Annotated in this window: 13 protein-coding genes; 3 read left to right on the forward strand and 10 right to left on the reverse strand. The window is 67.7% G+C overall.

All coding sequences use genetic code 11. From position 1 onward, the window contains the following. Positions 1 to 47: 47 nt before the first annotated feature. A complete protein-coding gene (locus tag H4W26_RS05560; RefSeq protein ID WP_192591117.1) occupies positions 48 to 947 on the reverse strand; it encodes a general stress protein in 900 nt (299 codons plus the stop codon). A 158-nt stretch (positions 948 to 1,105) separates the two neighbouring features. Here H4W26_RS05560 and H4W26_RS05565 point away from each other — a divergent pair, with 158 nt between their 5' ends. After that, positions 1,106 to 2,239, forward strand: a complete 1,134-nt coding sequence (locus H4W26_RS05565; protein WP_192591118.1) for an Mrp/NBP35 family ATP-binding protein — start codon at positions 1,106 to 1,108, stop codon at positions 2,237 to 2,239. A gap of 123 nt (positions 2,240 to 2,362) precedes the next feature. On the opposite strand, the gene H4W26_RS05570 is transcribed toward H4W26_RS05565, so the two are convergent. Together H4W26_RS05570 and H4W26_RS05575 are read right to left on the reverse strand one after the other, a co-directional pair. After that, entirely contained in the window at positions 2,363 to 2,899 is a 537-nt protein-coding gene (locus H4W26_RS05570) for a Sec-independent protein translocase family protein (protein ID WP_192591119.1), read from the reverse strand. A 26-nt stretch (positions 2,900 to 2,925) separates the two neighbouring features. Then, complete coding sequence (locus tag H4W26_RS05575) at positions 2,926 to 3,819, reverse strand: hypothetical protein (RefSeq protein WP_192591120.1); 894 nt, start codon at positions 3,817 to 3,819, stop codon at positions 2,926 to 2,928. A gap of 159 nt (positions 3,820 to 3,978) precedes the next feature. On the opposite strand from H4W26_RS05575, the gene H4W26_RS05580 reads away from it, so the two are divergent. Further along, complete coding sequence (locus H4W26_RS05580; protein ID WP_192591121.1) at positions 3,979 to 4,629, forward strand: O-methyltransferase; 651 nt, start codon at positions 3,979 to 3,981, stop codon at positions 4,627 to 4,629. Positions 4,630 to 4,689: 60 nt separating this feature from the next. Here H4W26_RS05580 and H4W26_RS05585 read toward each other — a convergent pair whose 3' ends face one another. From H4W26_RS05585 to H4W26_RS05595, 3 genes are all read right to left on the reverse strand, one after another. Further along, positions 4,690 to 4,860: a DUF3117 domain-containing protein gene (locus tag H4W26_RS05585; RefSeq protein WP_084479395.1), complete on the reverse strand. Its 171-nt coding sequence runs from the start codon at positions 4,858 to 4,860 to the stop codon at positions 4,690 to 4,692. 100 nt (positions 4,861 to 4,960) lie between these two features. After that, entirely contained in the window at positions 4,961 to 5,347 is a 387-nt protein-coding gene (locus H4W26_RS05590; RefSeq protein ID WP_192591122.1) for a DivIVA domain-containing protein, read from the reverse strand. Between the two features lie 4 nt (positions 5,348 to 5,351). Beyond that, positions 5,352 to 6,152: an SIR2 family NAD-dependent protein deacylase gene (locus tag H4W26_RS05595; RefSeq protein ID WP_192591123.1), complete on the reverse strand. Its 801-nt coding sequence runs from the start codon at positions 6,150 to 6,152 to the stop codon at positions 5,352 to 5,354. Positions 6,153 to 6,264: 112 nt separating this feature from the next. On the opposite strand from H4W26_RS05595, the gene H4W26_RS05600 reads away from it, so the two are divergent. Then, positions 6,265 to 6,654: a DUF4870 domain-containing protein gene (locus H4W26_RS05600; RefSeq protein WP_192591124.1), complete on the forward strand. Its 390-nt coding sequence runs from the start codon at positions 6,265 to 6,267 to the stop codon at positions 6,652 to 6,654. Between the two features lie 72 nt (positions 6,655 to 6,726). On the opposite strand, the gene H4W26_RS05605 is transcribed toward H4W26_RS05600, so the two are convergent. The 4 genes from H4W26_RS05605 to H4W26_RS05620 form a co-directional block, all read right to left on the reverse strand. Continuing rightward, positions 6,727 to 7,557, reverse strand: a complete 831-nt coding sequence (locus tag H4W26_RS05605) for an ABC transporter permease (RefSeq protein ID WP_192591125.1) — start codon at positions 7,555 to 7,557, stop codon at positions 6,727 to 6,729. Beyond that, entirely contained in the window at positions 7,554 to 8,543 is a 990-nt protein-coding gene (locus H4W26_RS05610) for an ATP-binding cassette domain-containing protein (protein WP_192591126.1), read from the reverse strand. The genes H4W26_RS05605 and H4W26_RS05610 overlap by 4 nt, the downstream gene beginning before the upstream one ends. A 112-nt stretch (positions 8,544 to 8,655) precedes the next feature. Continuing rightward, the gene (locus tag H4W26_RS05615; protein ID WP_192591127.1) at positions 8,656 to 10,836 is read right to left on the reverse strand and encodes a prolyl oligopeptidase family serine peptidase; all 2,181 of its coding nucleotides are present in this window, start codon (positions 10,834 to 10,836) and stop codon (positions 8,656 to 8,658) included. A gap of 113 nt (positions 10,837 to 10,949) precedes the next feature. Beyond that, the gene (locus tag H4W26_RS05620; protein ID WP_192591128.1) at positions 10,950 to 13,649 is read right to left on the reverse strand and encodes a phosphoenolpyruvate carboxylase; all 2,700 of its coding nucleotides are present in this window, start codon (positions 13,647 to 13,649) and stop codon (positions 10,950 to 10,952) included. Positions 13,650 to 13,816 lie beyond the last annotated feature (167 nt).

A 13,816-nucleotide genomic window follows, 5' to 3' on the forward strand; every position in this document is an offset into this window, starting at 1 on the left:
CGGGGCGTTTTCACGTTCAGGGGTCGAAACCCGCAGACACAGTCAGTTCAGGGGCGAGGGTTCTGTTCAGCCTGCGTGTCCTCGTGGGACTCGGGCTGCTCGCGCTGTCCGGGCCGCTCAGCCTGGGCAGGCTCAGTCTGTTCAGCCGGCGACTCTGCCCGCTCAGCCTGCTCACCAGTGACCTGCGGCTCAGGCTCCTGGGCCGCCTGCTCCTGCGGGGCGCGCACACCGTAGCGAGGCCGACCGTCGGGAAGATCGTTATATCCGGCGGACGGGGCCTGTGACTCGGACGCCTGAGCGTCCGGGGCCGCCGTCGTCGTCGTGCTGCCCTGCTGCTCGGTGCCCGCTGCACCCTGGCCGGGTCCGGGCTGAGGCGAGGGCCGTGGCGCGCCGGCCGGCTGCTGCGGGGCGCCGCTCATGCTGGTGGAGGTGGGGTCGTTGAAAGCGTTCAAGCTCATCACTCCTGCGCCGGCGACCAGCTGGCGTGCGCGCTGTGCCGAGCCGAACTCGCAGACCACGTCGAAGCTGGTGGCCACCAGCTGCGAGGAGGACGCGTACTCACGGCGGCCCTTGCGCATGGCGAAGCCCAGCACGCCGATGATCATCCAGATGGCCATGCCCAGCACCACGGAGAAGGCGAGGTTGTAGATGCTCGCCTCGGGGCTGAACAGATAGATCAGCAGTCCGATGAAGGCACCGAACATCGCACCCTGCGCCGCGCCACCGAGGGCCACCCGGGGGTAGGTCAGCCGCGTGCGGATGTGCTCCACGGATCGGAGGTCATTGCCGACGATCGTCAGCGCCTTGACGTCGAAATCCTCCGCCGCGGTCAGGTGGTCCACCACCTTCTGCGCGTCCTCATAGGAGCGGTAGCGTCCCAGCAGCTCACCGCGGGGAAGCCCGCCAGTGTTGAGCCCGCCTGAATTGGTCCCAGCATTCATCGACATGTGCCTATTGTCTCAGGTCGGCGGAGCCGCTCCCGCTCGCCCGTCACACTCGTAGGCGCAGATGCAGATGCAGGCACACACGCAGTCGCAGTCGATCGCAACCGGTGCAGCCTCGACCAGTGCAGTGCGGGTTGGGTGCCGGCTCGTAGACTGGAGCGGTGTCTGATCCAACCGTCGCCGAACGTATCCGCCAGCGCCTCGCCGAGGTGATCGATCCGGAGCTGCGTCTCCCGATCACCCAGCTGGGCATGGTCGGGGACATCAGCGTCGATGACGCAGGTGCCGCGCAGGTGGGCGTGAAGCTCACCATCGCGGCCTGTCCGATGCGCAGCCGCATCGTCGAAGACGTCACCGCTGCGGCTGTCCGCGCCGAGGGCGTCTCCACGGCCTCGGTGGAGCTGGGCGTGATGACCCCGGAGGAGCGTGCCGAGCTCAAGGACCACCTCCGCGGCGGGGAGACCGGCAAGATCAACAGGTTCGCCCAGCCCGAGAGCCTGACCAGGGTCTATGCGGTGGCTTCGGGCAAGGGCGGTGTGGGCAAGTCCTCGGTGACGGTGAACCTCGCCTGCTCGCTGGCCGCGCAGGGGCTGAAGGTCGGCATCATCGACGCCGATATCCATGGCTTTTCGGTCCCGGACCTGATGGGCATCACCGATAAGCCCACCCGGCTGGACGAGATGATCCTGCCGCCGGTGGCCTATGGCGTGAAGACCATCTCCATCGGCATGTTCGTCGACGGCAACCAAGCTGTGGCCTGGCGCGGGCCGATGCTGCACCGCGCGGTGGAGCAGTTCCTCACCGATGTGCACTTCGGCGATCTCGATGTGCTGCTGCTGGACCTCCCGCCCGGCACCGGTGACATCGCGATCTCGGTGGCTCAGCTGCTGCCAGGCTCGGAGCTGCTGGTCGTCACCACACCGCAGTTCGCGGCGTCGAACGTCGCCGAGCGTGCTGGTGCGCTGAGTTCACAGACCAAGCAGCGGGTGGCAGGGGTGATCGAGAACATGGGTCCGATGACCCTGCCCGACGGGACAAGCTTCGAACTCTTCGGCAGCGGCGGGGGTCAGCTGGTCGCGGACCGGCTGAGCGAGTCCCTGGGCAGCGAGGTCCCGCTGCTGGGGTCGGTCCCGCTGGATATGCACCTGCGTGAAGCCGGCGACGACGGCGAGCCCGTCGTCCTCGCGGCTCCCGAGTCACCGGCCGGAACCGCGCTGCGCGGCATCGCTGCCCGCCTCGCAGTCCAGCCACGCGGGATCAGCGGCCGCAAGCTCCCCTTCAGCCCGGCCTCCTGAGCCCATACCCCTCCCCTGTCCCGGTCCCGGTCCCAGCGTTTTACCGGGCCGCACGTGTTTTACCGGGGTGACCGTCCGGCGGGTATTCCACACGACGCGGGGTAAAACGCAGGGGGTGGGGACTCAGGTGGCTTCGCTGTCGAAGGGAGCGGCCTGCGCGGAGTCCTCTGGTTCTTGCGGCACAGCGCCGTCGCGGGAGCCCGCCCCGGCCATTCCGGCAGCGAGAGCTGAACCAGCGGCACCGGCCGTACCCGCGGCGCGGGACGCGGAGCTCGCTGGGACGCCACTGGCAGTGGTTCGGCCATTCGGCTTGCTGCTGCGGAAGAGTTCTCGCGGGTCGGTCGCCTTCCGAGCGGAATCCAGAGTCCCGGTGACCGCGGAGCGGGCGTCGCGGAAGTCTTCGGAGTATTCGTCGCTCAGCGCCTCTCGGATGATGCGCCGCGGGTCGTACTGCCGAGGGTCGTACCGCTTCCAGTCCACGTCGTCGAAGTCGGTGCCGGTCTCGTCCTTGAATCGACCCTTGGCGTCTTCGGCCATGTCACGGGCCTGCCGGACCCAGCGCGCCAGGTTGCGCGCATATTGGGGCAGTCGCTCCGGTCCAAGGATGACCAGTGCGAGCACCACCAGAATGACGAACTCATAAGCGTTGATACCGGTCACAGACCAAGCCTACCCTCAGCGACCGATCAGTCTGTGAGCCAGTCGAGCAGCTCCTCGAAGCCGCGCTCCAGCCGCTCGGAGCCCGAGGGCACGATGGGCAGGACCTGGACCCGTGAGCGGTCGGTGGCCATGACCCAGTTGGAGATCTGCTCCGCCGCGGTCTCCGGCAGATCGGAGCTCACCACGTACTGGACCCTGCCGCTCTCCATGGCGGCGGTCCATTGCTCCTCGTCTTCGGAGATGTAGAGCTGGCACTCGTCGCCGGTGCGCAGCGTGATGTTCTCCTTGCGGGCGTCCGAGACATCGACCGCGCTCGCCAGCTTCGACTCCAGCGGCGCCATCTCCACTCCGGCCTCCTCGGGTCTCGTCTCGGAGACGTCGAGATGGTGTTCGCCGTCGGTGAGTCGGATCTGCACCGTGCGGATCCCCGCGACGACGCCGGTCTCGGCGTACTCGGTCGCGAGCCCGAACCCTGAGAGATGCGGCACGGACCAGCCCAGGCTCTTGAGCGCGTTGAGGCTGTCCAATGGGATCTGCTGGATCTCCGTGGTGTCCGGCGATCCGGGCAGCACCGAATCGGGGTCATCTACAGGGATCAGATTCAGATCGGTGCTGGTGAGCGGCACGCCGGGGTTCGTCAGCTCGCCGTCACCCTCCTGCTGGGTCTCGCTGCTCTGCGAGCCCTGGGGCAGAAGCGACTGGACGGAGCTGATCTGGGGCAGGGCTCGTCCGCCGACCACCCAGGCCGCCACGAACACGAGCACGCCCAGCAGCACCAGGACGATCAGGGAGAGCACAACAAGCCACCCGGCGCGCGGACGGGTGGCTTCATGAGCGGTCGCAGCACCTGGCCAGCTGCGGTGCGATTCACCGGTGCTGGCCCCGCGAACGAGCGGAGTACTTGAATCGTGCCTTGTCATCCTGATTATCATGAGGGGTAGAACTGAGCAGAACCTGAAATTTTTCTGGAAATCTATCAGTATCCGAGAATCCGTTCCTCGGTGACTCCCCTTGCACTCGACCCACAGAAGAGCGCGCACCGTCCCTGCGTCATCACATTCGTGTTCAGAGAAGGACCCATGAAAGCTCAGCAGCCCCAGCATCCGGTCAAACATTCGAGCTGGGCCTACGCCGAGCAGCACGCTGAGGAGGAGCCGGCACTGGCCCAGGCTCGCGTCCGGGCCGAGGAGATCGGGGTGCGTCCCGCGAGCCCCGGCGTCGCCGCCCTGCTGACCGTGCTCGCCGCGGCGACGCAGGCGCATGCGCTGGTCGAGGTGGGCACCGGCGTGGGGGTCTCCGGGCTGGCTTTGTTGCGCGGAGCACGCGCCGACGCGGTCCTGACCAGCATCGATTATGAGGCCGACCATATCCAGGCGGCGCGTGAGACCTTCAAGGATGCCGGTCTTCCCGCGTCTCGAGCCCGATTGATCACCGGGCGAGCCCAACAGGTGTTGGCGCGGCTGACCACTGGCGCTTACGACGTGGTCCTCATAGATGCGGACGCCGCGCGTGTCGGGGACTACGCGGAGCAGGGCATCCGGCTGCTGCGACCCGCGGGGCTGTTGATCATCAATGATGCGCTGGACCACGATCGGGTCCCTCGGCCTGCAGTCAGAGAGGACTCCACGCAGGTCATGAGGTCTCTGGAGAAGAGTCTCCAGGAGGACGGGCGCGTCCAGACCTCGATGCTCGGTGCCGGGACGGGACTTCTGGTGGCGGCCCGCCGCTGAGCCCGGGAGCCGGAACAGTTCAGGCCGGGCACGCTGAACGCGTCCGGCCCGAACAGCAGGTCATTCTCCGACGGCTTTGATCAGGCACTGCTTGAGTGCCTGAGCCTCTTCGTTGTTGATCTCGAGGACCAGCCGGCCCCCTCCGTCGATCGGCACCCGCATGATCAGGCTGCGTCCCTCCTGAGTGACCTCCATCGGACCGTCGCCAGTACGCGGTTTCATTGCAGCCATCGAGTGCATCCCTTCTGAAGTTCTATAGCGTGCGTGTCCATGCCTGATGCAGAGATCCAGCGCCTGAACTCACTCTATTATCTCGCATCTGCGAGGAATGTCACTCCGCTCGATGAAATCCGGAATCGGGCTCCCCTCCGCGGGATGCAGATTCGCCCTTGTCAGAGGTCCGGGTGGGGAGCTCCGGGGAGTCCCGATCGGCCCTGTCCCGCTGCGCCTCTGCCTCACGCAGCTGCGCTTCGAGCGCATCGAGCAGCCCGTCCACCTGGTCCATGCGGTATCCGCGGACCGCGGAGTCCAGGCGCAGCTCTTCGAGGTCCGCGGAGGTGATCTCCGTCTGCGCACGACGGCGCAGCAGATCCTCCACGTCGGAGGTCGCTGCGGCAGAACCATCGGGTTCGGGGACCGCAGCACCTTCCCAGCGGCCCAGGATGGCAGCGGCCACGCCGACGAGCAGGACCAGTGCGAGCAGTGAGAGCCAGAGCATGAGTTCAGTCCACCCCCAGCGCCTGCATCAGAGCCGGAAGCATCTCCCCCGCGGGGCCTCGCAGCCGGTGGTGCATGGCGTCACTGAGCTCGGTGGACTCGGGGTTGATCTCGATCAGGGGCGTCCCGCGTTCCATGCCCAGCAGCGGCAGCGAGGCCGCCGGCTGGACCAGCCCCGAGGTGCCGACCACCAGAATCAGGTCTGCGGCGCGCATGGCTTCGGCCGTGCGCTCGAAATCCTCCATCGGCAGGGGTTCGCCGAACCAGACCACCGAGGGTCGGACCATCCCCTGCTCACAGACCTGGCAGAGCGGTGGCTCCTCCGGCTCGGACGGTGGCTGGGCGCCGTCGTACTGGGGTGTGGTGAGCTCGGCCGGGGCTCCGCACTCGTGGCAGTGGTGGGCCATGATGCTGCCGTGGAGGTGGGCGAGGACCTCGGCTCCGGCACGTTCGTGCAGGTCATCCACGTTCTGAGTCGCGATGCTCAGTGTTCCTCCGCTCGAGCGGAGCCGCTGCTGCCAGTGGGCGAGCGCCAGGTGCCCGGGGTTGGGCTGGACGCCCTGGATCAGCGATGCCCGCCAGCGGTACCAGGTGTGCACCACGTCCGGATCGTTCTCGAACGCCTCGGGGGTGGCGAGATCCTGCGCGGAGTACTGCTCCCAGAGGCCCGTCTGGACCTCCCGAAAGGTGGGAACCCCGGATTCCGCGGAGATGCCGGCGCCGCTGAAGACGGCGACGTGGCGGGCTGCTCGAGCAAGGTTCAGCACCTCGTCGGGAATGTGCGGGACCGCAGGTTCATCAGACATGTCCCCTACGTTATCTATCCTGGGTCACCGAGACTACGCTTGAGGGTGAGTCCACCCCTCTGGGTCGGCTCGAGGACAGCAACCAGGCTGTGCTGACGTCTTGGAGGACACCATGAGCCAGATCCCACCCGAGTCCCAAGGCCAGTGGCAGCAGCCCGAGGCGCCGCGGGCTGTGCCGCTGAGCGCCGGTGAGGAGCAGGGCTGGGGTGTGGGGATGCACCTCGGCGGCGTCTTCCTCTCCTGGCTCGTGCCGCTGGTGCTGTGGCTGGTCTTCCGCGAACGCAGCCGGATGCTCGATGATCACGGGAAGGAGGCGCTGAACTTCCAGATCACGCTGTTCATCGGCTATGTGATCGGCACGGTCACCACGGTGATCCTGATCGGTTTCGTGATTCTGCCGATCATCTGGCTGCTCTCCGTGGTGTTCAGCATCCTTGCCGCCGTCGCCGCCTACCAGCGCCGCCCGTACCGCTACCCGCTGACCATCCGCTTCATCTCCTGAGCGAACCGCCCCGCTGACGGTGGGCCGCGGGTGGCTCGCGGCGCGCAGTGATCAGCCGCGGGCAGCCACCCGCTAGCTCTTGCGGTTGTAGAAGTACATCGACACCGGGCCGAAGACGCCCACCAGCACCGCGCAGTAGACGAGCACCAGGGTCACGCTGCCGAAGTCACCCATTCCTGCCATGAGCTCGCGAATGGCGGTCACGACCACGGAGACAGGGTTGACCTCGACGGCGCCCTGCAGCCAGCTGGGCATGGTCTCCGGGTCCACGAAGATGTTGGACGCGAAGGTCAGCGGCATCATGATGAACATCGAGATGCCCATGGCTGCCTGCTCGGTGCGCACCAGCAGCGAGATCACGGTCCAGATCCAGGACAGGCTGAAGCTGAAGAGCAGCAGCAGCACGAAGGCCATCAGCACCCCGGTGAGACCGCCCTCGGGGCGGAACCCCATCACGAAGCCCACGAGCAGGATGATGGTGCCCGCGAGGATATAGCGGACCTGATCCCCGAGCAGCGCGCCGACCAGCTGAGCCGGACGCCAGGTGGGCAGCGAGCGGAAGCGGTCGAAGACGCCCTTGGAGATGTCGCGGTTGAGCGTGATGCCGGTGTACATGGTGATCATGATCATCGTCTGCACGAAGATTCCGGGTATCAGCCACTGCACGTAGCCGTCCACGGAACCGGCGATCGCGCCGCCGAAGATGTAGGTGAACATCACGGTCATCATGATCGGGAAGACCGTGACGTCGAAGAGCTGTTCGGGGATGTGTTTGATCTTCAGCAGTGCTCGCCAGCCGTAGGTCAGCGAGGCGCTGACCGCGCCTGATGGGGCGGGCCGTTCCTCTGCCGGGACGAGCACGTTTCTGATCTTCTGGCTCTGGTCCTGCGCCGTGGTGGTCACGCCGCCTCCTCCTGTGCCGCCGGGGCCTCGCCCTCGGTCGCCTCGTGAACTGTCTTATGGCCGGTCAGGGCGAGGAACACCTCGTCCAAGCTGGGCTGACCCAGCGCGAAGGTCTCCACGGCCAGGCCGGAGTCCTGCAGGGCGATGAGCGCGGAGGCCGCACGGGATTCGTCCTCGAGCCGCACGGTCAGCGCGGCGGAGTCTGATTCGCGGATGACCTCGGTCATCAGGGTGCGGCCCAGGATCTCGGCCGCCTCTTCGCGGCGGGCTGGATCCGCGACTCGTACCTTGAGCGCCCCGGTGCCCACCTGGGCCTTGAGCTGACCGGGGGTGCCTTCGGCGATGACCTTGCCGGTGTCGATCACCGCGATCCGGTCCGCGAGCTGGTCGGCTTCCTCCAGGTGCTGGGTGGTGAGCAGGATCGTGGTGCCGCCGGCCACCAGGGTGCGGATGATGTCCCAGACCTGGTTGCGGCTTCGCGGATCGATTCCAGTGGTGGGCTCATCCAGGAACATGAGCTGCGGGGTGACGATCAGCGATCCGGCGATGTCCAGGCGTCGCCGCATGCCCCCGGAGTACTTCTTGACCTGGCGGGTGGCGGCCTCGGTGAGGCCGAAGGCGTCCAGCAGCGTCATGCCGCGGACCTTCGCGTCCCGGGAGCTGTAGCCCAGCAGGCGTCCCAGCAGCATCAGGTTCTCGATGCCGGTGAGATCCTCATCCAGTGAGGCGAACTGTCCGGTCAGCGCGATCTTCTCGCGGATGGCCTTGGGCTCGGTGAACACGTCATGTCCGAGCACCCTCGCCTCGCCTGCATCTGGGCGCAGCAAGGTGGCGAGCATTCTGATCGCGGTGGTCTTGCCGGCTCCGTTGGGACCCAGCACCCCATAGATGCCGCCCTGTGGAATGTGCAGGTCGATCTCGTCGACGGCGGCGGTGTTGCCGAACCGTTTGACCAGTCCGCGCGTTTCAATGGCCGGCACGCTCATGTGCAGCAATCCCCCCTGAGATTCGTTTCATGATTGGGGTCCAGTCTAGTCCGCGGACCCCGTGGGGGAAGCCCTCTGGGCCCCGTGCAGCTCCGCGCCGACGGCGCCGTGCTCAGCCGAGCTGCTGCCAGAGCCAGCGGTAGATCAGCGCATTCATGGTGGCCTGCTGCTCCGGGTTCGCCGCCCCGCCGTGCCCGCCTTCGATGTTCTCCCAGTAGGTGACGTCGGCGCCGAGGGTCTCCAGGGCTGCCGTCATCTTCCGGGCGTGCCCCGGGTGGACTCGGTCATCCCGGGTGGAGGTGGTCAGCAGCACCGGCGGGTACTCCACACCCTCGGCGAGCAGGTGGTAGGGCGAGAAGTCCGCCATGTACTCCCAGTCCGCGGTCTCCGGGTCCCCGTACTCGGCGCGCCAGGACGCTCCCGCGAGCAGCTGGGCGAACCGGCGCATATCCAGCAGCGGCACCTGGATGACGACGGCGCCGAACAGCTCCGGGTACTGGGTGAGCATGTTTCCGGTGAGCAGACCACCGTTGGAGCCGCCCCGGCAGGCGAGCTTCTCCACGGTGGTGACGCCGGTGGCGACCAGGTCCCTTGCCACGGCGGCGAAGTCCTCGTTCGCTCGGTTGCGGTTCTCCTTCAGGGCAGCCTGATGCCAGCCGGGCCCGTACTCGCCGCCTCCGCGGATGTTCGCCACGGCGAAGACTCCCCCGGCCTCCAACCAGGCCTTGCCGGCCAGGCCCAGGTAGCTCGGGGTCTGCGAGATCTGGAATCCGCCATAGCCATAGAGGATGGTCGGGTGCGGCTCGGGGCCGGCGATCTGGGTGGCGCCGGGCACCTGGTCCTGCTCAGCGGTCTCGGCAGCCTGCACCGCCTCGGCGCGGCCGATCAGAAAGTACGGGATCCGCGTGCCGTCTGCGCTGGTGGCGAAGGCCTGCACCGAGGCGAGCCCGTCGGCCTCGAATCGCTCGGGCGCCTGCTTCAGCAGTTCAAGACTTGGCTGCTCACCCGCGCGCAGCGCGCCCAGGTCTCCGCGGTAGAGGCTGGTGGGAGTGACCCAGTCGTTGCTGGTCACCCACACCTCGTCGGAGTCCTCCGCATCCACAGCCCCCACACTGAGCGATCCTCCGAGATCCTCGAACGCCACGGACTCCTGCCACTGGCCACCCTCGCGCCAATGGGCCTGCACTCGGTGGATCACGTCCTGCAGGATGGTCAGCACGAACATGTCTCGGGTCACCGCGACGTTGAGCAGCGCAGCGGACTCGGTGGGTTCGAAGAGCACGGTCAGCTTCGGCTCTCCGGCGATGAACGCCTCGGCGTCGCCGACGATCAGGCTTCCCCCGCGGTAGTCCACGCCGTGGTGGCTGAAGTCGGTGCGCGGGCGCAGCACGATCAGGTCCCGGTGGAAGCCCACGGAGACGTCGGTGGGCACCTCGATCCGGGTCAGCGCATCCTCTGCCGCAGGATCCAACAGGTAGGTCTCGCGGTCGTAGAAGCCCAGCAGCCTGAGACCGAAGTGGCGTTCAAAGCCGGGAGTGCTGTCATAGCCGACGACGGCGGTCATCTCGTCGGGCTCCACGCTGAGGACCGCGCGCGCTTCGGTCAGCGGCGTGCCGCGATGCCAGCGTCGCGCCACGCGGGGATAGCCGGACGTGGTGACGGCGTCGGGTCCGGCGTCATGGGTCATGTACACGGTGTCTCGGTCGATCCAGCTCAACCCGCCCTTGCCCTGGGGAAGGTGGAAGCCGCCGTCGGCCTCGGGGACGAAGCTCTTGGTGACCAGGTCGAACTCCCGGGTGACATCAGCATCGGAGCCGCCCGGGGACAGCGAGATCAGCGTGTGGCGCCACGGGGCGTCGTCGTTGCTGTCTTGGGCGCTGCTGTGCGGGCGCAGCACCTCGGCGCCGTGCCAGACCCAGGTGACACCCTCCTCGGCGCTGAGCGCATCGAGATCGAGCAGGATCTCCCACTCCGGGGTCTCGGTGCGGTAGGAAGCCTCGGTGGTGCGTCGCCACAGCCCCTGCGGGTGTTCTGCGTCGGTCCAGAAGTTATAGAGATGGTCGCCGCGCTTGTTCACCCCGGGGATGCGGTCGGAGGCGTCGAGGATGTCGCGCAGCTGGGTGCGCAGCGGAGCGAACTCAGCGTCCTGGATGCGCTCCTCGGCACGGGCGTTGCGCTCACGCACCCACTCCAGGGCGCGATCTCCGCTGACGTCCTCGAGCCACAGGTGCGGATCGGCCTCGGCCGGGTCGCGGTGCGGGTCGATCAGGGGCTTCGCCGAAGGGAGAGTCATATCCCCAATCCTAGCCACCCGCGTTTTACCTGGGCTTGCGTGGTCTACCGGGGCAACGGTCTGCCCGGTAGACCACGCAACGGGGGGGGTAAAACGTGGGAAGGGAGGGCGGATCAGCCGGTGTTCTGCAGGCCTGCTGCCACGCCCTTGAGCGTGATCAGCAGGAGGTTCCGCGGATCATCGATCTGCTCGTCGGTGAGCGTGCCGGAGCGCAGCACGCGCAGGGCACGCAGCTGGATCAGCGAAAGCGCATCGACGTAGGGGTTGCGCAGCTGCACGGCGCGGCCGAGCACCTGGTGCTTCTCGAGCAGCCGCTGCTGCTCGGTGATGGTCAGCACCCACTTGGAGGTCAGGTCGAACTCCTCCAGGACCACCTCCGTGAGGTCCTCGCGGCCCCCGAGGTCGAGGTAGCGCTGGGCGATGCGGCGGTCCGTCTTGGCCAGCGACATCTCGATGTTGTCGATCAGCGCGCGGAACAGCGGCCATTCGGCATAGGCCTGGCGCAGCAGCTCGGGATCGTTGATCGATTCCAGGGCGCTGCCCAGTCCGTACCAGCCGGTGAGGTTGATCCGTGCCTGGCCCCAGGCGAAGTTCCACGGGATGGCCCGCAGGTCTTCCAGGGACTCCACCGAGAGGCCGCGCTTGGCGGGGCGGGAGCCGATGGCGAGAAGGCCGACTTCATCCTGCGGGGTGACCTCGGCGAACCAGGGCGCGAAGCCCTCGGCGTTGACCAGGCCGTGGAAGCGTTCCCGGGAGACGGCGTCCATCTTCTCGGCCAGACCGGCGTAGCGCTGCGCGGCCTCGGCGTTGCGCCGCTCGGTCGAGGGCGCCGAGGCCATCAGGGTGGCGGCCGCGACCTGCTCGATGTGGCGCAGGGCGATCTCCGGGTTGCCGTAGCGAGCGGAGATGACCTCGCCCTGCTCGGTGACCTTGAAGCGCAGGTCCACCGAATGCGGCGGCTGCGCGAGGATGGCCCGGTTCGCCGGTCCGCCGCCGCGGCCCAGTGCGCCGCCGCGACCGTGGAACTGGGTCAGCGTGATCTCGTGCTTGTTCGCCCAATCGGCGATCTTCTCCTGTGCCTCGTACAGCGCCAGTGTGGCCGAGACCGGGCCGACGTCCTTGGCCGAATCGGAATAGCCCAGCATGATCTCCATGCGGCGGCCGGTCTCTTCCAGCCGGGCCTGCACTGCCGGGTTGTGCAGCATCTCTTCGAGGATCTCCGGCGCATTGCGCAGGTCCTCGTAGGTCTCGAACAGCGGGATCACGTCGAGCACGGGGGCGTTCTCGGCGCCGCCCATGGCCTTCTCCGCCAGGGTGTAAACATCGGCGAGGTTCTGCGCGGACTGGGTGAAGGAGACGATGTAGCGTCGCGCGGCATCCACGCCGTAGCGCTGCTGGACCGAGGCGATGGCGCGGAAGGTCTCCAGCACCTCTTCTCCCGGGACGGCCATCTTCTCCACTGAGGCGGGGTCCTCGAGCCAGGCGAGGGTCTGCGCATGCACCTTGGAGTGCTGGCGGACCTCCAGCTCGGCCAGGTGGAAGCCGAAGGTCTGCACCTGCCAGATGAGCTCCTGCAGGTCACCGTAGGCCGCGCGCTTGGCGCCAGCCTCGACGAGGGAGTCCTGCACGACCCGCAGGTCAGCGATGAGCTCTTCGGGCACCGCATAGGCCAGATCGGCGTTGCGCTCGCGGGTGGCCTGGATGCGTCCGGTGATGGCGAGCAGGACCTGCCGGTGCGGCTCTCCGGGTGAGTGCTGGGAAGCCTGCTCGGCGAGCTCCTCGGAGAGCTGGCGCTGCCGGTTCCAGAGCGTCTCGAGCCCCCGGCTCGCCGGGGTGTAGCGATCATCCAGGGTCAGCGACATGCCGGTGCGGCGGGCCCGGTTCTCGTGATCCGCGAGCACGCGGTCGGCGGCCTGCGCCACAGCCTTGCGCGTGATGGTGGCGGTGACGTTGGGGTTCCCGTCCCGGTCACCGGCGATCCAGGAGCCCAGCCGGATGAAGGCCGGAGCCTTGGGGGCCTCGGCGCCGGAGGCCTCGCCCTGCAGCCAGTCATCCATGCGGCGGTAGGCCTGGGTGAAGACGGAGGAGAAGGAGGAGTCGAAGACTCCCAGGGCGGTGCGCACCTCATCCAGCGGGGAGGGGCTGGAGACGCGCAGCTGGGCGGTGCGCCACATGTTGTCGATCTCTTCGAGGATCTCGCGGCGGTTCTTCGCCAGCGCGGTGGGGCCCACCCGGGCGTCGTCGCGCGCGTCGAGCAGGGCGCCGATGCGACGCACCGACGCGGTGATCGCATTCCGGCGGGCCTCGGTGGGGTGCGCGGTGAGCACCGGGTGGAAGCGCAGCTCCTTGAGCCGACGCTCGGCCTCGCGCTCGCCGACCTCGTCAGCGAGGTGAGTGAAGGCCGCGGCCACCGAATCGGTGGGGGCCTGCTCGGCGAGGGGAAGCTCGCCGTCGCGGATGCGCAGGGTGCGCACGCGGTGCTGCTCCTCGGCGAGGTTGGCCAGCAGGAAGTAGGAGGTGAAGGCGCGGGCGACCTCTTTGGCGCGCTCTGCTGAGAAGGAGGCGACCAGCTCTTCGGCTCGTTCGAGGGTCTCTCCGCTGGGGTCCTCCAGGGCCGCGATGGTGAGTTCGCGCAGCGCCTCGACGTCGGCGAGCAGTCCTACGGAGCCGTACTCCTCGAGCACCTGGCCCAGCAGTCCGCCGAGCAGGCTCACATCACGGCGCATGGCCTCGGGCACCTCATGGGTGGCCTGGACGCGAGTGATGCTGCCGGTGGCCGGTGAGCTCGCCGGAATCGGGTGTTCCTGGGTCATGTGAATCTCCTTCTCGGATGCTTCACGTGACCCCATCGTCACGTCTGGTGGACCTGTCGGGCACCAGGAGCGCACTCAGGTGGCGCGCTCACTGTGTTCGAGGCAACACGTTATCAAGCTCCGGGTCAGGCCCGAAGCTGGGTGCAATATTGTCCACCTGGGAAACG

The sequence above is a fragment of the Nesterenkonia halotolerans genome (genome assembly GCF_014874065.1).
Taxonomy (GTDB): Bacteria; Actinomycetota; Actinomycetes; order Actinomycetales; family Micrococcaceae; genus Nesterenkonia; species Nesterenkonia halotolerans.